The 17,314-nt window shown below is 68.6% G+C and carries 19 protein-coding genes and 2 tRNA genes; 10 read left to right on the forward strand and 11 right to left on the reverse strand.

Features of this window, described 5'->3' with window-relative positions; translation table 11 throughout:
• The first annotated feature begins 4 nt into the window (after positions 1 to 4).
• From ON19_RS06160 to ON19_RS06175, 4 genes are all read left to right on the forward strand, one after another.
• Complete coding sequence (locus tag ON19_RS06160; RefSeq protein WP_043688179.1) at positions 5 to 1,147, forward strand: acyl-CoA dehydrogenase family protein; 1,143 nt, start codon at positions 5 to 7, stop codon at positions 1,145 to 1,147.
• 148 nt (positions 1,148 to 1,295) lie between these two features.
• A complete protein-coding gene (locus ON19_RS06165) occupies positions 1,296 to 2,357 on the forward strand; it encodes an enoyl-CoA hydratase/isomerase family protein (RefSeq protein WP_043688180.1) in 1,062 nt (353 codons plus the stop codon).
• On the forward strand, positions 2,357 to 3,250 hold the full coding sequence (gene mmsB, locus ON19_RS06170) for a 3-hydroxyisobutyrate dehydrogenase (RefSeq protein ID WP_043688181.1): 894 nt from the start codon (positions 2,357 to 2,359) through the stop codon (positions 3,248 to 3,250). Before ON19_RS06165 ends, mmsB begins: the two co-directional genes overlap by 1 nt.
• Positions 3,251 to 3,253: 3 nt before the next feature.
• Positions 3,254 to 4,081 (forward strand): enoyl-CoA hydratase, encoded by an 828-nt coding sequence (locus ON19_RS06175; RefSeq protein ID WP_051168582.1) that lies wholly within the window; start codon positions 3,254 to 3,256, stop codon positions 4,079 to 4,081.
• A gap of 49 nt (positions 4,082 to 4,130) precedes the next feature.
• Here ON19_RS06175 and ON19_RS06180 read toward each other — a convergent pair whose 3' ends face one another.
• Both ON19_RS06180 and ON19_RS06185 read right to left on the reverse strand, forming a co-directional pair.
• Entirely contained in the window at positions 4,131 to 5,177 is a 1,047-nt protein-coding gene (locus ON19_RS06180) for an Hsp70 family protein (protein ID WP_043688182.1), read from the reverse strand.
• A 124-nt stretch (positions 5,178 to 5,301) separates the two neighbouring features.
• Positions 5,302 to 5,853, reverse strand: coding sequence for a MarR family winged helix-turn-helix transcriptional regulator (locus ON19_RS06185; RefSeq protein ID WP_043688183.1), 552 nt, complete (start codon positions 5,851 to 5,853; stop codon positions 5,302 to 5,304).
• Between the two features lie 114 nt (positions 5,854 to 5,967).
• Here ON19_RS06185 and ON19_RS06190 point away from each other — a divergent pair.
• Positions 5,968 to 6,042 (forward strand) — tRNA-Cys (locus tag ON19_RS06190).
• Between the two features lie 107 nt (positions 6,043 to 6,149).
• Here ON19_RS06190 and ON19_RS06195 read toward each other — a convergent pair.
• The 6 genes from ON19_RS06195 to ON19_RS06220 all read right to left on the reverse strand — a co-directional run bounded on the left by ON19_RS06195 (position 6,150) and on the right by ON19_RS06220 (position 12,422).
• The gene (locus tag ON19_RS06195) at positions 6,150 to 7,196 is read right to left on the reverse strand and encodes an ABC transporter ATP-binding protein (RefSeq protein ID WP_043688185.1); all 1,047 of its coding nucleotides are present in this window, start codon (positions 7,194 to 7,196) and stop codon (positions 6,150 to 6,152) included.
• A complete protein-coding gene (locus tag ON19_RS06200; RefSeq protein WP_051168583.1) occupies positions 7,193 to 8,746 on the reverse strand; it encodes an ABC transporter permease in 1,554 nt (517 codons plus the stop codon). The genes ON19_RS06195 and ON19_RS06200 overlap by 4 nt, the downstream gene beginning before the upstream one ends.
• 2 nt (positions 8,747 to 8,748) lie before the next feature.
• Positions 8,749 to 9,771: an iron ABC transporter substrate-binding protein gene (locus ON19_RS06205; RefSeq protein WP_043688186.1), complete on the reverse strand. Its 1,023-nt coding sequence runs from the start codon at positions 9,769 to 9,771 to the stop codon at positions 8,749 to 8,751.
• A gap of 97 nt (positions 9,772 to 9,868) precedes the next feature.
• Positions 9,869 to 11,287 carry a metallophosphoesterase gene (locus tag ON19_RS06210; RefSeq protein WP_227954452.1) on the reverse strand — a complete coding sequence of 473 codons (1,419 nt, stop codon included), beginning with the start codon at positions 11,285 to 11,287 and terminating at the stop codon, positions 9,869 to 9,871.
• A gap of 4 nt (positions 11,288 to 11,291) precedes the next feature.
• Positions 11,292 to 11,888: an Rv0361 family membrane protein gene (locus tag ON19_RS06215; protein WP_043688189.1), complete on the reverse strand. Its 597-nt coding sequence runs from the start codon at positions 11,886 to 11,888 to the stop codon at positions 11,292 to 11,294.
• A gap of 132 nt (positions 11,889 to 12,020) precedes the next feature.
• Positions 12,021 to 12,422 (reverse strand): nuclear transport factor 2 family protein, encoded by a 402-nt coding sequence (locus tag ON19_RS06220; RefSeq protein WP_043688190.1) that lies wholly within the window; start codon positions 12,420 to 12,422, stop codon positions 12,021 to 12,023.
• Between the two features lie 148 nt (positions 12,423 to 12,570).
• Between ON19_RS06220 and ON19_RS06225 the strand changes: the two genes are divergently transcribed.
• Positions 12,571 to 12,936 (forward strand): hypothetical protein, encoded by a 366-nt coding sequence (locus ON19_RS06225; protein ID WP_043688192.1) that lies wholly within the window; start codon positions 12,571 to 12,573, stop codon positions 12,934 to 12,936.
• A gap of 186 nt (positions 12,937 to 13,122) precedes the next feature.
• Positions 13,123 to 13,806: a hypothetical protein gene (locus ON19_RS06230; protein WP_043688194.1), complete on the forward strand. Its 684-nt coding sequence runs from the start codon at positions 13,123 to 13,125 to the stop codon at positions 13,804 to 13,806.
• Between the two features lie 119 nt (positions 13,807 to 13,925).
• Here ON19_RS06230 and ON19_RS06235 read toward each other — a convergent pair whose 3' ends face one another.
• Entirely contained in the window at positions 13,926 to 14,474 is a 549-nt protein-coding gene (locus ON19_RS06235) for a L,D-transpeptidase family protein (protein ID WP_218006379.1), read from the reverse strand.
• A gap of 324 nt (positions 14,475 to 14,798) precedes the next feature.
• Between ON19_RS06235 and ON19_RS06240 the strand changes: the two genes are divergently transcribed.
• From ON19_RS06240 to ON19_RS41680, 3 genes are all read left to right on the forward strand, one after another.
• Positions 14,799 to 15,173, forward strand: a complete 375-nt coding sequence (locus ON19_RS06240; RefSeq protein ID WP_157229604.1) for a hypothetical protein — start codon at positions 14,799 to 14,801, stop codon at positions 15,171 to 15,173.
• Between the two features lie 78 nt (positions 15,174 to 15,251).
• Positions 15,252 to 15,629 (forward strand): hypothetical protein, encoded by a 378-nt coding sequence (locus ON19_RS06245; protein ID WP_043688197.1) that lies wholly within the window; start codon positions 15,252 to 15,254, stop codon positions 15,627 to 15,629.
• Positions 15,630 to 15,856: 227 nt separating this feature from the next.
• On the forward strand, positions 15,857 to 16,153 hold the full coding sequence (locus ON19_RS41680; RefSeq protein WP_218006380.1) for a hypothetical protein: 297 nt from the start codon (positions 15,857 to 15,859) through the stop codon (positions 16,151 to 16,153).
• 85 nt (positions 16,154 to 16,238) lie between these two features.
• Here the strand turns inward: ON19_RS41680 and ON19_RS06250 are convergent.
• Positions 16,239 to 16,311, reverse strand: a tRNA-Arg gene (locus tag ON19_RS06250).
• A 106-nt stretch (positions 16,312 to 16,417) separates the two neighbouring features.
• Positions 16,418 to 17,230: a DUF305 domain-containing protein gene (locus ON19_RS06255; protein ID WP_083899171.1), complete on the reverse strand. Its 813-nt coding sequence runs from the start codon at positions 17,228 to 17,230 to the stop codon at positions 16,418 to 16,420.
• Between the last annotated feature and the right edge of the window lie 84 nt (positions 17,231 to 17,314).

Below are 17,314 nucleotides of genomic sequence, written 5' to 3' on the forward strand. Positions count from 1 at the left end.
GCGGATGTTCGCACTCGACGACGACGAGAAGGCGATCCGCGACACCGCGCGCGGCTTCGCCGACGAATTCCTCGCCCCGAACGCGCTGGAATGGGACGAGCAGAAGCATTTCCCGGTGGACGTGCTGCGCAAGGCGGGCCCGCTCGGTCTCGGCGGCATCTACGTACGCGAGGATGTCGGCGGTTCGGCGCTGCGCAGGCTCGACGCCGTGCGCATCTTCGAGCAGCTGGCCACCGGCTGCCCCGCCATCGCCGCCTACATCTCCATCCACAACATGGCGACGTGGATGATCGACCGTTACGGCGACGACGACCAGCGCAACCGCTGGCTGCCCCGGCTGACCGCGATGGAACTGCTGGCCAGCTACGCGCTCACCGAGCCAGGTGTCGGTTCCGACGCGGCGGCGTTGAGCACCAAGGCCGTTCGCGACGGCGACGACTACGTCTTCAACGGCGCCAAGCAGTTCATCTCCGGCGCGGGCGCCACCGACGTCTACGTGGTGATGGCACGAACCGGTGAAGCGGGGTCGCGCGGAATCTCCGCATTCATCGTCCCCGCCGACACACCGGGTATCACCTTCGGCGCCAACGAGAAGAAGATGGGCTGGAACGCGCAGCCGACCCGTCAGGTGACCTTCACCGACGCCAGGGTTCCGGCGGCGAACCGGCTCGGCGCGGAGGGCGACGGCTTCCGCATCGCGATGAACGGACTCAACGGCGGCAGGCTCAACATCGCCGCCTGCTCGGTCGGCGGCGCGCAGGCGGCGCTGGACAAGACGGTGCCGTATCTCGCCGAGCGGCACGCGTTCGGCAAGCCGCTGCTGCGCAATCAGGCGCTGCAATTCGAACTCGCCGATATGCGCATCGAATTGGAGGCCGCCCGCACGCTGTTGTGGCGGGCCGCCGCGGCGCTGGACGCCGACGCGCCGGACAAGGTCGAGCTGTGCGCGATGGCCAAGCGCTTCGCCACCGACGCGGGCTTCGAGGTGGCGAACAAGGCCCTGCAACTGCACGGCGGCTACGGCTACCTCACCGAGTACGGCGTGGAGAAGATCGTCCGGGATCTGCGGGTGCACCAGATCCTCGAGGGCACCAACGAAATCATGCGGGTGGTCGTCGCCCGCTCACTGGTGGTAGGAGCGGCATGAGCGAGCGCAGCGAGCGAATCATCGACACAGCGTGCACCGCGCATGACGGAGCTGAGCGCCAGCGAGGCGCAGTCATGAGTGGTCAGGCCCGGAGGCGGCAGCGCAGCGTGACCACGCAGGGCCCCGCTCGTGCCGGAAAGGACAGAGCATGAGCGAACCTGAAGTTCTTCTCGAACAGCGCGACGGTCTCGGCCTGATCACGCTGAACCGGCCCAAGGCCATCAACGCGCTCAATCACCCGATGGCCCTCGCCATCACCGACGCGCTGCGTGCGTGGGCCGAGGACGACGCGGTGCGCACCGTGGTCGTCACCGGCGCGGGGGAGCGCGGCCTGTGCGCGGGGGGCGACATCGTCGCCATCCACGCGGACGCGAAAAGCGGTGCCGCCGGTGCTGATTCGCCGACCGGGCGGTTCTGGCGCGACGAGTACGTACTCAACGCAATGATCGGCCGCTATCCGAAGCCGTACGTGGTGGTCATGGACGGCATCGTGATGGGCGGCGGCGTCGGGCTCTCCGGGCACGGCAGTCATCGCATCGTCACCGAGCGGTCCAAGATCGGCATGCCCGAGGTGGGCATCGGTTTCGTCCCGGACGTCGGCGGCACGTACCTGCTGGCCCGCACCCCGGGGGAAATCGGAACGCACGTCGCGCTGACCACCGCGCGGATGAGCGCGGGCGACGCCATCGCGGCGGGCTTCGCCGACTATTTCGTCGCCTCCGAGGATCTGCCCGCCCTGCTGGAGACGCTGCGTTCGGAGAGCGCGGACATCGCGATCGCCAAGTTCGCCACCGACGCGCCGGATTCCGCGCTGGCCGCCGGGCAGAGCTGGATCGACGCATGCTACGCAGCCGATTCCGTGGAGGAGATCCTCGCGCGGCTGCAAGCGCACGACGCGCCGGAAGCACGGTCGGCGGCCACCGAGATCCTGGCGAAATCGCCGGTCGCGCTGAAGGTCACGCTGCGCTCGCTGCGTGCGGCACGCTCCGCGCCGAGCCTGGAGGCGGTGCTGAACGAGGAGTACCGGGTTTCCATCGCGTCGCTGGCCTCGCACGATCTGGTGGAAGGCATTCGCGCCCAGGTGATCGACAAGGACCGCAACCCGCAGTGGTCGCCCGCCACCTTGGAGGCGGTCACGGACGCGCAGGTGGACGCATACTTCGCCGAATTGGGCGATCGAGAGCTGGGTTTGACCCCGGAGGTGGCGTGATGAGCAAGCGAATCGGATTCCTCGGCCTCGGCCATATGGGTGGGCCGATGGCGGCCAACCTGGTGCGCGCGGGCTACGAGGTGCTCGCCTTCGACCCGGTGCCCGCGGCGCGGGAGCAGGCCGAGCGCGACGGCGCGCTCGTGGTCGGTTCGGCCACCGAGGCCGCCGCGGCCGACACCGTGATCACCATGCTGCCCAACGGCAAACTCGTCCTCGACGTGTACGCCGAGCTGCTGCCGGTCGCCGCGCCGGGCACGCTGTTCATCGACTGCTCCACCATCGACGTGGCCGATGCCAAGCTCGCGGCCGAACGCGCAGGCGAGGCCGGGCACCGCGCGCTGGACGCACCCGTTTCCGGCGGTGTGGCCGGCGCGGCGGCGGGCACACTGACCTTCATGGTCGGCGGCGCCGCCGAGGACTTCGCCGCGGCCCTTCCGGTGCTCGAGGTGATGGGCGGCAAGGTCGTGCACTGCGGAGGCTCCGGCGTCGGCCAGGCCGCGAAGATCTGCAACAACATGCTGCTGGGCGTCTCCATGATCGCGCTGTCGGAGTCGCTGGTGCTGGGCGAGAAGCTGGGGCTGAGCCATCAGTCGTTCTTCGACGTGGTCTCCACCGCCTCCGGTCAGAGCTGGGCGCTGACCAGCTACTGCCCGGTGCCCGGCCCGGTGCCGACCAGCCCGGCCAACAACGACTACCAGCCGGGTTTCGCCACGGCCTTGATGTCGAAGGACCTGGGTCTGGCCGCGAACGCGTTGCGCGAGAACAACATCGACGGGCAGCTCGGGTTGCTCGCCGCCGCGATCTACGACCGCTTCAACCAGACGGATGCCGGACGGGACTTCTCGGCTATCGTCACCGATATCCGTAACCGTTCCGACCAAGAGGGTGCATGAGGGATGAACGCATCGCAGAGCGATTCCGTGGGGGGCGACGGCCGGGCGACGGGCGGGCGTGAGTTCGAGACGATTCTGCTGGAACGCAAGGGCCGGGTCGGCTGGATCACGCTGAACCGTCCGAAGGCGCTGAACGCACTGAACGCGCAGGTCCTCGATGACGTCATCGCCGCGCTCGACGAGCTCGAGCACGACGACGAGATCGGCGTCATCGTGATCACCGGCTCGGAGCGGGCCTTCGCGGCCGGCGCCGACATCAAGGAGATGCAGCCCAAGTCGTACATGGACATGTTCATGGACGACTTCTTCGCCCGCTGGGACCGGTTGGCGCAGTTCCGCAAGCCCACCATCGCCGCCGTCGCGGGTTACGCGCTGGGCGGCGGCTGCGAGCTGGCCATGATCTGCGACATCCTGCTCGCGGCCGACACCGCGAAGTTCGGGCAGCCGGAGATCAAGCTGGGCGTGATCCCCGGTATCGGCGGCTCGCAGCGGCTGACCCGCGCGATCGGCAAGGCCAAGGCCATGGACCTGGTGCTCACTGGCCGCAACATGGACGCCGAGGAGGCCGAGCGCGCGGGGCTGGTCTCGCGTATCGTGCCCGCCGCGCAACTGCTCGACACCGCCCTCGAGGTGGCCGAGACCATCGCGTCGATGTCACTGCCGGTGGCGATGATCGCCAAGGAGGCGGTGAACCGCTCGTTCGAGACCACCCTCGCCGAGGGGCTGCGCTTCGAACGCCGGGTCTTCCACTCGCTGTTCGCGATCGAGGACCAGAAGGAAGGCATGAGCGCCTTCGTCGAGAAGCGTCCCGCGAAGTTCACCAACCGCTGACGCCGGTACCGCCCGGCCGGCCCGCCCGGCCGGGCGGATCCCTCGCAAGCTATCCGAAGCGTCCCGGCGTGGGCGCGACGATCTCCGCGGACGTGGGCGCCCGGTCTCCTTCCGGCTGGGTCGCGTCGTTGTCGGTGGCGAGCAGTCCGGCGATGGTGGCGCCCAGGGCAACGGTGACCGCGGCCGCCGCGATGAGCTTGCGCCGGTCGACGGTGACGGGGACCAGCGTGGCTCCGGCGCGCAACCGGGCCATCCGGACCACGCCGCCGCGTCGTTCGGCGGCCAGCAGCACGGCGCCGCGCGCGGAGACGAATTCGGGCTCCGGGTCGTAGATGATCGGCAGGTCGATCAGTTCGGCCAGTTCGGCGCGAATGCTGGGGCTGCGGGTGCAGCCGCCGAGCAGCACCATCGCCTCCGGCCGCACGCCGGTCTCATCGATGATCTGGCGCACGAACGACGCGGAGTGGTGAATGCCCGCGGCGCACAGTTCGGCCAGGTCGCTGCGGGTGACCACGGCCCGGTCGCCGGTGTCGTCGTCGATCGCGGTGACCACCCGTGCGTCGCTCAGTTCTTCGCGGTGACGCCGGATGGTCGTCGTGTCGGTGAACACGCCGTCGCGGGCCAGCCGCCAGCGCAACAGCGCGTCGTAGCCGTCACCGCCGATCACCGTGCTGCGTTTGCCGGACAGGATCGTGTCGGTGCGGCAGTCCGCGTGGGTGATGGTCAGCCCGGAGCTGCCGAGGTCGTAGAGGATCACCGAACCGCTGTCCGGAAGTTGTCCGGTGAAGCGCAGATAGCGCAGCTGGGCGAGCGGTTCGTCGACGATGGTCACGCCGCGGTCGGCCACTCCGGCGCGGATGGCGTCGGCGTGCAGCGGACAGCGGCACGTCACCGCCGTTCCCGAGATCAGTTCGTCTCGCCGGTCGGCGGCGCCGTTCATCTGGCGGATCGCCTCGAAGACCGGTTCCTCGACGCCACCGCCCGCGCGTCGCGGCACTTCGCAGCGATCGATCGGGGGTAGGTGCGGCTGATCGGAGTGTGTCAGCATCGCGTGGGCGCCGCCAGCGCCCGCCGATACACCCAAGACCAGCACCATGAGTCCATGGTGGACCTTTTCGCTTCCGCTGCCAAGACGGCATGCCCGGCAATTCGCCGGTTGGATGCCCATATGTCACTCGACGGTCGGCCCGATGAGGTACTCGACCGACCGGTACGTTGAATTAGTCTGTGGCCGTGCCCGACCAGCGCGCCGTTCCCTCGGCGGTGTCGAAGTCGCCCGCGGCGTGTCGGAATTCGGCGAGCAGTTGCAGGAGGGTGTGCAGCCGCTCGGGCGGGAGCCCGGGAAGCGCGAAGACCTTGGCGTTGAGCTCCTCGGTCGCCTTCGCCACCAATTCGCGTCCGGCGTCGGTGATTTCGATCAAGGTAGCGCGCCGGTCGCTGGGATGCGGTACGCGCTCGACCAGCTGCGCCGCCTCCAGCCGGTCCACGGTGTTGGTCACGCTGGTGGGGTGCACCTGCAAGCGCGCGCTGGCTTTCGCCATCGGCAAGGCCCCGGTTTTGCTGAAGTTGAGCAGCATGAGCAGCTCGTAGCGGGAGAAGGTCAACCCGGTGGGTTTCAGCGCCTCGTCCACCCGCGCCATCACGATTTGCTGAGCCCGTACCAGAGATGTCACCGCTGCCATGCCGTCGGCGACATCGCCCCAGCCGTGGCCGACCCACTGACGGTGGGCCTCCTCGATCGGGTCGTTCGGAAGCGGGCGTGGCCGAGACATGTTCCGATCATTCCATGCCACCGCACGGGGACGGGGACATCCGACCAGCCTTCGAATCAGCGTGAGCGCAATGGTAGGCCGGGCCTACCCGTCACGGGCACTATCTAGGGCGAGGCGGGCGTGGCTGAGTGGTTTAGGCAACGGTCTGCAAAGCCGTTTACGCGGGTTCAATTCCCGCCGCTCGCTCCACATGTCCTCGGTGCTCGGCTCTCGGTGCACGTCACCGCTGAGCCGAGCACATCGAGGCGTATCGGGGTGGTCCATGAGCGCGGCAGCCCGCTGTGCCGGATGTGGCTTCAGGTGGTATTCGGCTCGGCGTACGCCACCGCCGAGCCGAGCACTTCCAGACGCACCCGCCGGCCGGTGGCCGGAGCGTCGACGCTGGCCCGGCGTACCCGCACCGGGGTGGTGGCGCCGTCGAGGCCGATCGTCAGGACGACGTCGGCGCCGCGGAATTCGACCGCGCTGACCTGCCCGCTGTCCGGCTCGCCCGCCGAAACGGCGCGAGCCACAAGCTGTTCCGGCCGCAGCATGACGGTCACGGACCCGGCCGGGGCATTGCGCTGCACCGGGATCCGCCCGAGCGCGCACTTGGCCACGTCGGCTTCCACCACGGCCTCCAGCAGCACGCAGTCGCCGAGGAAGCGGGCGGTGAACAGGTCCTTCGGCGTGGCGTAGACCTCCTGCGGCGCGCCGACCTGGGTGAAGCGCCCGTCCCGCATCACCGCCACCTGCTCGGCGAAACTCAGCGCCTCCTCCTGGTCGTGGGTCACCAGAATGCTGGTCATACCCGCCGCACGCAGCGTGTCGGCCACGGCCTGCCTGGTCGTCGCGCGCAGCCCCGCGTCGAGCGCGCTGAACGGCTCGTCCAGCAGCATCACCGACGGCTTGCGGGCCAGCGCGCGGGCCAGCGCGACGCGTTGCTGCTGGCCGCCGGAGAGTTGATGCGGCCGCCGATCGGCATAGGACGCGTCCAGGGAGACCATCTCCAGCAACTCGTCCACCCTCTGCCGGTTGCGGCGGCGCAGGCCGAGTCCGTAGGCGATGTTCTGCCCGACGGTCAGATGCGGGAACAGCGCCCCGTCCTGCGCGACATAGCCGATGTTGCGCCGCTGCGGCGGCACCGTGCCCCGCTCGCCCACAACGGTTTGCGCGCCGATCGACACCGAACCCGTATCCGGCGACTCGAATCCGGCGATGACCCGCAGCAGTGTGGTCTTGCCGCAACCGGACGAGCCGACGACGGCGGTCGCGGTGCGGTCCGGCACGTCGAGACTGATCTCCCTCAGCACGCGGGTGTGACCGAAGGTCTTCGACACATCGGCGACGACGACGCGACTCATATCCCGGCCGCCTTCCGCGAGTTGGTGAACAGCAGATACGTCACCGGCACCGCGGTGACGATCATGATCAGGGCGTACGGTGCCGCGGCGGCGTAGTCCAATTCGCCCGACAGGCCCCAGAACCGCATCGCCAGCGTGCGAGTTCCGTTGGGCGCCAGCAGAAGTGTCGCGGTCAATTCGGTCGCCACGGCGACGAACACCAGCGCGGCGGCGGCAGCCGCGGCCGGCGCCGCGAGACGCAGCGTGACGAGAAAGAACGTCGCGGGCCCCGACTTGCCCAGCGAGCGGGACGCCTCCTCCAGGCCGACCGGCACCTGGGCGAGCCCGGCCCGCACGCTGACCAGGGCCCGGGGCAGGAACAACAGGAGGTAGGCGGCGATCACCATGCTCGCCGTCTGATAGAGCGCGGGCGCCCACCGAATGGTCACGGTCACCATGGCCAGCGCGATCACGATGCCGGGCAGCGAGCTGGTGATGTAGTTGGCGCCCTCGACCAGCCGGGCGAACGCCGAGGTGGAACGTACCGCGATCCACGCCACCGGGAACGCGCACAGCGTGGTGAGCAGCGCGGCGACGGCCGCCAGCGCCACCGTCTGCCCGAGCGCGTTGCCGATGTCGGTGAGGTCCCATACCGCCGTTCCGCCGATGCGCAACCAGCGCACGATGGTCCACAGCGGCACGCCGAGCGCGCCCGCCGTTACCGCGGCGAGCACGGCCAGGACCGGTAACGTGCCGACGCCCAACCGGACCCGGGTCGCGGCGCGCGGCGCCCCGCTGCCGATTCGCGCGTAGCGCGCCCGGCCGCGCAGCCCGGCCTCCGCCCCGAGCAGCGCCAGGCAGCACAGCACGAGCACACCGGCGAGCATGCTGCCCGCCGGACCGGCGAAGCTGGATTGGTACTGCTCGAAGATGGCCGTGGTGAACGTGTCGAACCGGACCATCACGAAGGCGCCGTACTCGGCGAGCAGATGCAGTGCGATGAGCAGCCCGCCGCCGAGGACGGCCAAGCGCAACTGCGGCAGCACGATTCGCGCGAACACCGCGACCGGCCCGGAGCCCAGCGCCCGCGCCGACTCCTCCACCGCGGGGTCGAGTCGGCGCAGCGTCGCCGCCGCGGGCAGGTAGACCAGCGGGAAGTAGGACATCGCCGAGATCACCACACCCGCCCACAGCCCGTGCGCGGTCGGGAAGACGCTGACCCAGGCATAGCTGTTGACGAACGCGGGCACCGCCAGCGGAGCCGCGAAAACCGGCCCCCACCAAGACTTGCCCGGAACGTCGGTGCGTTCGACCACCCAGGCCAGCCCGACGCCGAGCGCCACGCAGATCGGCACGGTGCACACCACCAGAGCGGCCGTATTGCCGAGCAGCTCACCGACTCTGGGCCGGAACACCAGCTCGGCCGCCTGGTCGAGGCCGGTGGCGAAGACCGTCGAAACGATGTATCCGAGCGGTACGAACGTCGCCGCCACCAGCAGCAGCGCGACGATCGTGACGACCGGCCCCGGCCTGCCGACCCTGGGTGCCGTCACAACGGTCCGCAGCGCCACGACTACAGCAGACCCGCTTCGGTCATCAGCTGGGTGACCTTCTTCGAATCCAGCTTCGACGGGTCGACGGCCGGGGCCTGCAGGTCGGCCAGCGGCGGCAGCGCCCGATTCGCGGCCACGCCACTGGCGACCGGGTACTCCAGCGACGTGCCGTCGCGCAGCACCTCTTGGCCGGCCTTGCCGACGATGAAGGCCAGGAACTTCTGCGCCGCCTCCTGCTTCTTGCTCGCCTTCAGCACGCCGCCGCCGGAGACGCTGACGAATGCGCCGGGGTCTTGGTTCTTGAAGTAGTGCAGGGCGGTGTCGGCGCTGCTCTCCTTCGTCTTCGCCTGGTCGCGGTACCAGTAGTAGTGGTAGATGACGCCGCCGTCCGGGCTGCCGGAGTTGACCGCCTTCATGGTCGCGACGTTGTTCGGGAACGGTGTCGCGTTCTCCTTCATGCCTTTCAGCCAGGCGCGGGTGACGTCCTCGCCCTTCAGCGCGAGCAGGGCCGCCACGATGGCCTGGAAGTCGGCGCCGGACACGCCCGCGCCCCAGCGGCCTTTCCACTGCGGCTGCGCCAGATCGAGCAGCGAGGCGGGCAGCTGCCCCGGCTGGACCTTGTTCTTGTTGTAGACGAAAACCGTTGAGCGTGCGGCGACGCCGGTCCACTTGCCGGTGGACGGCCGGAACTGCGCGGGCACCTGCTCCAGGGTCGCGGCGTCCACGTCGGCGAACAGGCCCGCGTTCTCCACCAGCGCCATGGCGGGCGAATTCTCGGTGAGGAACACGTCGGCGGGCGAGGCCGCGCCCTCGGCGACCAGCTGGTTGCCCAGCGCCGTGTCACCGCCCTGGCGCAACGTCACCTTGATGCCGGTTTCCTTGGTGAACGCGTCGGCCCACTCCTTGGTGAGCGATTCGTGCTGCGCGTTGTAGACGGTGATCTCGTTCGCGTCGTCGGAGGAATCGGAGCAAGCCGTGATGCCGAGCGTCGTCACCGCGACGGCCAATCCAGCGGCAATCGACTTCCATCTGACCGGCTTCATCCTCGTCCTTCCGACCGCGTATGTTGAGGCTAGCCTAAGGAAGATACCGCGTTCGACGTGCGCAAACGTTCCCGGATGTGGCGAATCCCCGCGCCCGTTACCGCAGCCCCGAGAAGTCGCGCAGCACAACGTGATTGCGGTCGGCGCAGGTGCCGAGCGTGTAGTCCGGGAGCAGCCCGAAATACTCGCCGCGGGTGAGCGCGCTCCAGCGCCGCGCTTGCTCGGTGCGGGTCTTGTAGAAATTGACCATGTAGCCGCCTTCGTAGAGACGCAGCAGGCTGTAGCCGCCCGGATACTCCTTGACCGAGGCGACCTCCAGGAACTCCACCGCGCACGACGCGTCCGGTCTGGTGCGGCGGTTGCGGTGGGTATGGCCGCTGTGATGCAGGAAGACGCCGGGCGACCGGGTGTAGAGCGTCTGCAGCTCGGCGCTGTCGCGTCCGTCGAGGACGAATCCCGGCCCGGCGAGGTTGGTCAGCCCGGACTCGGTGGTGACGGGGTGGTGGCCGAACAGCAGCGTCGGCCGGTCCGGATCGGCGCGCAGGCGTTCGGCGAGGTGATCGAACTGGGGCCGTTCGATGGACCCGCCCGCGCCGTCGAGCCGGCTGGTGTCCACGCCCAGTAGCCGCAGGCCGCCGATCTCGTGTTCGACCAGTTGCTGGCGCGCGGAGAAGACGTCGGCCCAGCAGTCCCGGTGGTCGGCGGGAGCGGCCGCGCAACCGGCGTATTCGGCGCCTATGTGCGGCCGGTCGTGGTTGCCGCGCACCGCTAGGTAGTCCCGGCCCAGCGCCCCCCACGCGTCGAGGCGGGCCCGCACCGTGCGGGTGTCGTTTTCGGAGGCTTCGGCGGTGAGGTCGCCCGCGAGCAGCAGGCGTTCGGCCCCGCGGTCGGGGCGGCGCAAGTCGTCCAGGACGGCGGCCAGCATCACCTCGGGATAGGGCGCGAGGTCAGGGGCCTGCCGGAAGCCGGGCGGCAGGTCGCCGACGATCAAGCCGCTGATCTGCTCGCCGTAGTGCACGTCGTTGGCCAGCGCCAGCGTGCGCAGCCTGCGGCCGGGCGGCGGGACCAAAGTGGTGAACTCGCCGCGGGCTTCCGGTGCGGCGGGGTCGGAGGTGGTGAGCGACAGCGCCGGCGTGGCGCGCAGGCCCGCCGACCAAGCCTCGAAACGGTAGGCGCGGCCCGGTTCGAGCCCCTCGATCTCGGCGTAGTGGAATGGGGTGGGGCGGTCGTCGGCGAAGACCGGCACCGGTTCGCGCGCGGAGTCGGCGGGGCCGATCCGCACCCGGGTGTCGGCGTCGACGGGGATCAGCCGACCGGCCGGGTCGGGCGCGAGCGTGGTCCAGGTGAGGATCACCGAGGTGTCGGTGATCGTCACCACTTCGAGATCGGTGGCGACGGCGGAATTCGGCTGTGCCCGAGCTTTCGTTCGTCCGGCGAGGGGAAGCAGTGCGGCGAGGCCGAGTGCCCCGAGAACGGTTCTGCGGTTCGGCCCGCAGCAACTCATGGGTGCGTGCATTCGATCAGCGCGTGCCCTCCGCGGAGCAGACCTTCCACTTCCCGTCTTCCTTCTTCAGGTGCTCGGTCGTGCTGGTTTCGGTATCGGGCTGTTCGCCGGGCACCGCCACGGTGAGCTTGCCGGTGACCTTCGCGGTCGCGGTGTCCCCGGTGACGGCGATGTCCTCGATCCTATCGATGGTGACCGATACGGAGGTGCTGTCGAATTCGTTCTTCTCGCGCTCGGTCATCGCCTCGAACGCGGCGCGCTCGCGCGCGCACGCCTGCTCGGCCGCCGCGCTGAAACCGCGGGTGTCGAGGGTCTCGTAGAAGTCGCGAATCGACAACTCGATCCGCTTCTCATCCGAGGCGAGCGGACCTCGGCCCTGCGAGGTCAAGAACACGCCCGTGATCACCGCCCCCGCGATCACCAGCGCGACTATCACCACCAGGCCGACGATCAAGCCGGTGTGGCTCTGCTTCGGTGGTTGCGGCGGGTATCCGGCCGGCGGATAACCGGGTGGCGGATAACCCGGGCCCGGCGGCGGGCCCTGTCCAGGAGACGGCTGTTGCGGGTACTGCGGTTGCTCATCCGGCGGTTGCCCGCCCGGCGGGTAAGCCATGTCGTCCTCCGGTGTCTACCCCCGGTGCCTGGATCGCTACGGCAACGGCGTGCCCGGGCCACCGGAAACCAAACCGGACGGGACCGTTCGCGAGGTTGCCGTGACCCACGGCGAACGGTCTCCCCGGCCTGGTCAGGCGGTCAGCGCGGCGTGCCAGCGTGCGGTGTCGGTGTACTGGTGCAGCCGCGTGATGCGTCCTTCGTCGTCCACCTGCCACAGGTGCACGAATTCGGCCTCGTATTCGCGGCCGGTGCCGCGCGCCGCGCCGCGATAGTGGCCCGTCACCACGACGGTGCCGTCCGTGGTCTCCTGCCAGGTTTCGTCGTACGGGGCGGTTTCGAAATCCCGAGCTACCGCGCCCCAGATGCGCGTCATCGCCGCGAGCGGGCCGTGGAAGGCGCCACCGGCCCCGCACGGCATCCCCGGTGCGGTCCGGGCTTCGAAGTCCGGATGCAGCAGCGCCAGGATCGCCGGTCCGTCACCCGTCTGCGTCGCCCGGTAGAAACCCTTGACGACCTCGAACTTCGCGGACATGTCGCACTCCTTCTAATATGATCGTTCTAGAACAATCATATTAGATCGATTGCCTCAGTTGGAGCCGGAGATGTGGTCGTCGTCATGTCGCCCGATTCCCGGTCGGTTTGCCTGGTGCTTGCCGCATATGTCCGGCTAACATTCGAACATGGGTTCGACAAGCGATGAAACGCCGCGAACCGAGGGCACGGAACCGGAGCTGGTCTACCCGAGCCGGACCGGCCACTACTACCGGACGCTGACCTACCCGCCGCGGCCGGTCTGGGTGCGGCTGGACGCGATCCTGGTCCGCGACCCGGGGCTTCCGCGGCATGTGAACGGCGCCGGCGTCATCATGCGCGGCGAGCGCCCCGGCACCCTGACGCACTGGTTGCCCACCGTCGACGGTGACTGGATGGGCCGGGTGACCTACAGCATCCAGTTCGCCGACGGCCGCCCGGACCTGCACGTGCGCGACCAGTTGGTCCCCGCCTATGCCCTGCGTCCGCGGAAGTCCGCCGCTCCGGGACTTTAGGCCGTATCAGTCGGGTGGTGATCGAGCACGTAGCCTCGAGTTTGCCTATCTGGTCAGAACTTCGGAGTTCCCTGTGAGCGCCCATAGCGAGCCGATTTGCCGCAGTGTGCGGCGCCGGCCGAGCGGGTGGTCCGGCCGATTGTTGCCCGGTTGTCGCCGTAGGGGGCCGGTGATACGTTGCCCGGCATGGGATTTCAGTTGCCGCATCCCGAGGTGCTGTGGGCGCGCGTGACCGTCTTGGACGTGATCACTTCCGCGACCCACACCGATCGGGTCGCGAGCGGACAGGAGATCGGGCAGACGGCCAGAGTGGAAAGCGGCCGGCTGATCAACGACGACGGTGAGGGCAATTGGTACTCACTGGTCAGATATCCCGGTGACCGCGCGCTGCTATTCGGGAGGGACGAGGACAACGAGGTCACCGGGACCTCCTACGATCCGCTGGCCGCGGCGCCCGCCTGGGTGCGTTCGGTGGAACCGACGGCGCAGCTGCCCGGCGGCGTGGAAGGCCCGGTCAGCTTCGTGCGCTGGTGGGAATTCGGCCGCTGGCAGCACACGCCGACCGACCTCGACGACGGCCTCGAGCTCGGCCTCAGCGCCGCCTCCGATCGGGAGGACTTCACCGGCAGCGTCATGAGCGCCGCCATCCACGCGAAGTGGGTGGAGATGGACTACGAGGCGGGCAAGCTCACCGCCCTCACCGTCGACCCCACCGCCCTGCACGCCCTGTGCGACGCCGCCGAGAACGGCACCGTCACCAAAGCCCACTTCTATTTCCTCCAGCCCGGCCTGACCGCCCCCGCCTTCACCTACCTCACCCGAGCCGGCGTCCTGACGGCTACCGACAAACCCACCGAACCCCTGCCGTAGCCGTCGGGCCGCAGACGGCACCCGACCACTCGAGCGAAAGGGCTCCCGACTATTCGGGGGCCCTTTTCTCGTCTGCGAGCATGCTTTTCGCGCCTCGTCCGCGTGCGCGGTGCGGCGATTCAGGTCGCGTACATGCCGATCACCGGCTTCCTCGACGGCTCGAGGGTGGTCAGCAGCGTGCGCATGACGTCGGCGCCGACCGCGACGCAGCCCGCGGTCGGCCTGCCCGCCTCGACGTGGACGAAGAACGCCGAGCCCTGCTTCGGCACCACCGGAAAGCGGTTGTAGTCGATGACCAACGCGTAGTTGTATTGCGGGTCGGTGCGCCCGAGGTTCTCGCTGAGGCTGGTGTCGAACGGACAGCCGCCCTCGGCGCATTGATACTTCTGGTTGTACAGCGGGCTCGCCGTGTCGGATACCCACCACCAGGTGTTCGACGGATCCACCGACAGGTACGGAAGCTTCGCGTCTACGTCAGGTAACCGGCCGAAGCCCTCGGTCAACGCGAAGGTGCCCTCCGGCGTATACGCCGCCCCTTCCCTTGCCTCCCGCGAAATCCCAGCCGCGCCCACCCAAGCGGGCACCGCCAACGTGCGCTCCCACCGTCGAAGCCGGTCCCGCTGCCACAGTTCCAACGTCCCCCGGTCGGCCCCCGCCGGCGCCGTCACCCAAACAACTTGAGTCCCCGAAACCGCATCCGTATCGAACGGCGGCCGCTCCCTGGCGATCTCGAACCACAAGCCACCCCCGAGCACCGCGACAGCAATCACGACAACTCCCACCACCACCCAACGCCGCCCAGCCCTACCGCCAACCAATACGTTCACCTTCCCTACCTAAACGACTCACGAGTGGCACATGGCTGCGTCGAACGCCGAGTAGACCTCACCGTGGTGTGCCACTCGTCATCATTTCCTACGTAGGCCGGGACCGGTTGTGCTTGCTTACGAGTCGTTAAGGGTTTCTTTAGGCCGGTCGGTGAGGGTGCCTTGATGATCACAACCCGTCTTGCCCTTCTCGGGCTTCCCGTGCTCATGCTGGCCGCCGGTGCTGGTCTGGCGAAGGCTCCCACTGCCGTGGCGCAACCCCCGTTGCCGACATACACGTGCAAGTACACGCCCATCACGAGCTACTTCGTGATAGGCAGCTCGATGCGAGCGCGCAGGTGTGCAGCGTCGCCGGGTGCGCCGCTGGACGGTAATTATTTCTACCCGGTCCGGATGGAGAACAGCGTCACCGGCGAAAAATGGGAGTGCGGTGGGGTGTTCCCGTACCTCGGCAAGCCGATCCATCCGGGAATGGGATCCTACGACGCCGAGGCGGTGCTCAACGCCGGGGTGGACGCGAGTAACTGTCGCCCGATCTGATCGCGCCACGCGAGCGCGATGGCCGTTCGCGAGTCACTTCCCCCAACGCAATTGATGTCGATTCGAACAGGAACCGCGATGAGCACAACCCGTCTGGCCCGCCTGGGGCTGCCTGTACTCCTGCTGGCCGTTACCGCCGGTCTGGTGACCGCCCCCACCGCTGCCGCGCAAGTTCTGCCGACCTACACCTGCAACTACACGCTCGACTTACCGCACTTCGGATCCGTGAAAGGTCGTGAATGCACGGCCTCGGCGGGAGCTCCGTTGAGCGGCCACCACTGGATTACTTTCCAAATGCAGAACAGTGGATCGGGTGAAAAATGGGTCTGCAACAGCGTCGAGGCGGCCCTTGTCCCGTACTACCTGGACGGCAAGATAGAGCCGGGCTATGAGGATTTCGAGCGGGCATACGGCCGTGGGGCAGATGCGAGCGTCTGCCACCGCATACTGGACTGAATCCGGCTACGCAGCGCGAAAAGGCCACCTACCAGTGGTTCGGCGGGTGGCCCGCGTGTGACTCCCGGTAACGCCACCCCTCCATACACACCGGACGTGCGTACGATATGGCCGGGGGACCGGGGCGCCCGTACGCGGGCACTGTCGATCTCCTCCCTGCTCCCGGGTGCCATCAGCAGATCAGGGGCATGGTGAATACGCTCCCTGACGCTAGAAAGGATCTGCCGGTGCTCTCGGCAATCACATTCACTACTCCGCGCCGGATACTCGCCCGCGCGGTTGTCGCCGGCGCAATCGCCGCCGTATCCCTGTCGATATCGACGATTCCGGCCTCGGCCGATCCAGCGACACCCGTCGTGGTCGGCACCGAAATCAAGCATGACCGTTGGGACGACCGTCCTGGCTTCCCGAGCAGTGACCGCGACAAGGATTGGTCGGGGGATCACGACCGTGGCCGCGGCAATGATCCGCTGTGGCGCATGTTCCACAAGCTCATCCCGAATGGCGTGTTCGGCAGCAGCTGATGCGGTCACATCCATCGGGCTAGGCTGAGATTCAGACGAGAAAGGCCCCTACCGGCGAACAGCTGGTAGGGGCCTTTCTCGTGCGTGCCCTCGGCAGGATTCGAACCTGCGGCCTTCTGCTCCGGAGGCAGACGCTCTATCCCCTGAGCTACGAGGGCGGGATAGGTCTCGGTCGGGGCCTGGAAGGCGGTCCGATCGGGCTGGGTCAGCCTATCGTATCGGCCGCCGTCCGCCAAAAAGCGCGGACGGCGGCGGGGTTTCGGGTCAGCGGAGGGGGGTAGCGCCGCGGGTTCTGAGCATGGTGGTCATCAGCTCGGATTCACCGCGCTGGGTTTTGGCCATGGTCTCCGAGAGGGTGCGCACCGCTGTGGTGGCCGCGTGCTGGGCGGCGTAGTCGATCATCGGCAGCCCTCCCTCGTGGTGACGCAGCATGAGCTGCAGGAACATGGTGTCGAGGGCGGGGCCGGTGGCCTGGCGCAGCGCGGCGAGTTCGGCGGGCGTGGCCATGCCGGGCATGGCGGGCACCGGGCCGGAGTGGTGCGGCTCGTTCGTCCCGGAATGGTCGTGTCCGCCCATGGGCTCGGTCATCCAGCCCATGAACCCGTCCACGCCCTGCGCGGGCTCGCCCCACAGTTGCAGCCAGCCCTGCATGCGCCCGATCTGGCTCTGCTGGGTGGTCAGGATGTCGTAGGCCAGACGCCGTACCTCGGTGTCGGTGGAACGAACCAGCACCACCCCCGCCATCTCGACGGCTTGGGCGTGATGAGCCGACATGTCCTGGCTGAAACCGGCGTCGACCGTGCCCGGGTCCGGCTCCGGCGAACCGTCCAGCGGAATCCGCGCCAGCACGCCGATCGCGAAGCCGATCAGAATGGCGCCGATGATGCCGAGGATCAGCAGCGCCGTGCGCTGGCGGCGGAACTGTCCGCCGAAACCGGCCGACGCGTCGCGGTCATCGGATCCGTCCGGAACGTCGTGCCTGCCGGATCCGTTGGCTTCGTGCTTGTCGGACGTAGTGGCTCGGCGCTCGTCGGATCCGGCGGCTCGGTGCTCGCCGTGCGTGGGGGATTCGGGCATGCCGGCCCCCGGAGCTTCGCGGTCGTCGGGCCCGGCGGGTACGGGTACCTCCGAAGTGCCAGCCCTGGCGGTTGCGCCGCGAGT

The sequence above is a fragment of the Nocardia abscessus NBRC 100374 genome (assembly GCF_000308455.1).
GTDB classification, from domain to species: domain Bacteria; phylum Actinomycetota; class Actinomycetes; order Mycobacteriales; family Mycobacteriaceae; genus Nocardia; species Nocardia abscessus.

Bases quoted from the DNA above. Each gene is read 5' to 3' on its own strand.
- ON19_RS06160 (WP_043688179.1), top strand. From the start codon at position 5: ATGTTCGCACTCGACGACGACGAGAAGGCGATCCGCGACACCGCGCGC.
- ON19_RS06165 (WP_043688180.1), top strand. From the start codon at position 1,296: ATGAGCGAACCTGAAGTTCTTCTCGAACAGCGCGACGGTCTCGGCCTG.
- mmsB (WP_043688181.1), top strand. From the start codon at position 2,357: ATGAGCAAGCGAATCGGATTCCTCGGCCTCGGCCATATGGGTGGGCCG.
- ON19_RS06175 (WP_051168582.1), top strand. From the start codon at position 3,254: ATGAACGCATCGCAGAGCGATTCCGTGGGGGGCGACGGCCGGGCGACG.
- ON19_RS06180 (WP_043688182.1), bottom strand. From the start codon at position 5,177: ATGGTGCTGGTCTTGGGTGTATCGGCGGGCGCTGGCGGCGCCCACGCG.
- ON19_RS06185 (WP_043688183.1), bottom strand. From the start codon at position 5,853: ATGTCTCGGCCACGCCCGCTTCCGAACGACCCGATCGAGGAGGCCCAC.
- ON19_RS06195 (WP_043688185.1), bottom strand. From the start codon at position 7,196: ATGAGTCGCGTCGTCGTCGCCGATGTGTCGAAGACCTTCGGTCACACC.
- ON19_RS06205 (WP_043688186.1), bottom strand. From the start codon at position 9,771: ATGAAGCCGGTCAGATGGAAGTCGATTGCCGCTGGATTGGCCGTCGCG.
- ON19_RS06210 (WP_227954452.1), bottom strand. From the start codon at position 11,287: ATGCACGCACCCATGAGTTGCTGCGGGCCGAACCGCAGAACCGTTCTC.
- ON19_RS06215 (WP_043688189.1), bottom strand. From the start codon at position 11,888: ATGGCTTACCCGCCGGGCGGGCAACCGCCGGATGAGCAACCGCAGTAC.
- ON19_RS06220 (WP_043688190.1), bottom strand. From the start codon at position 12,422: ATGTCCGCGAAGTTCGAGGTCGTCAAGGGTTTCTACCGGGCGACGCAG.
- ON19_RS06225 (WP_043688192.1), top strand. From the start codon at position 12,571: ATGGGTTCGACAAGCGATGAAACGCCGCGAACCGAGGGCACGGAACCG.
- ON19_RS06230 (WP_043688194.1), top strand. From the start codon at position 13,123: ATGGGATTTCAGTTGCCGCATCCCGAGGTGCTGTGGGCGCGCGTGACC.
- ON19_RS06240 (WP_157229604.1), top strand. From the start codon at position 14,799: ATGATCACAACCCGTCTTGCCCTTCTCGGGCTTCCCGTGCTCATGCTG.
- ON19_RS06245 (WP_043688197.1), top strand. From the start codon at position 15,252: ATGAGCACAACCCGTCTGGCCCGCCTGGGGCTGCCTGTACTCCTGCTG.
- ON19_RS06255 (WP_083899171.1), bottom strand. From the start codon at position 17,230: ATGCCCGAATCCCCCACGCACGGCGAGCACCGAGCCGCCGGATCCGAC.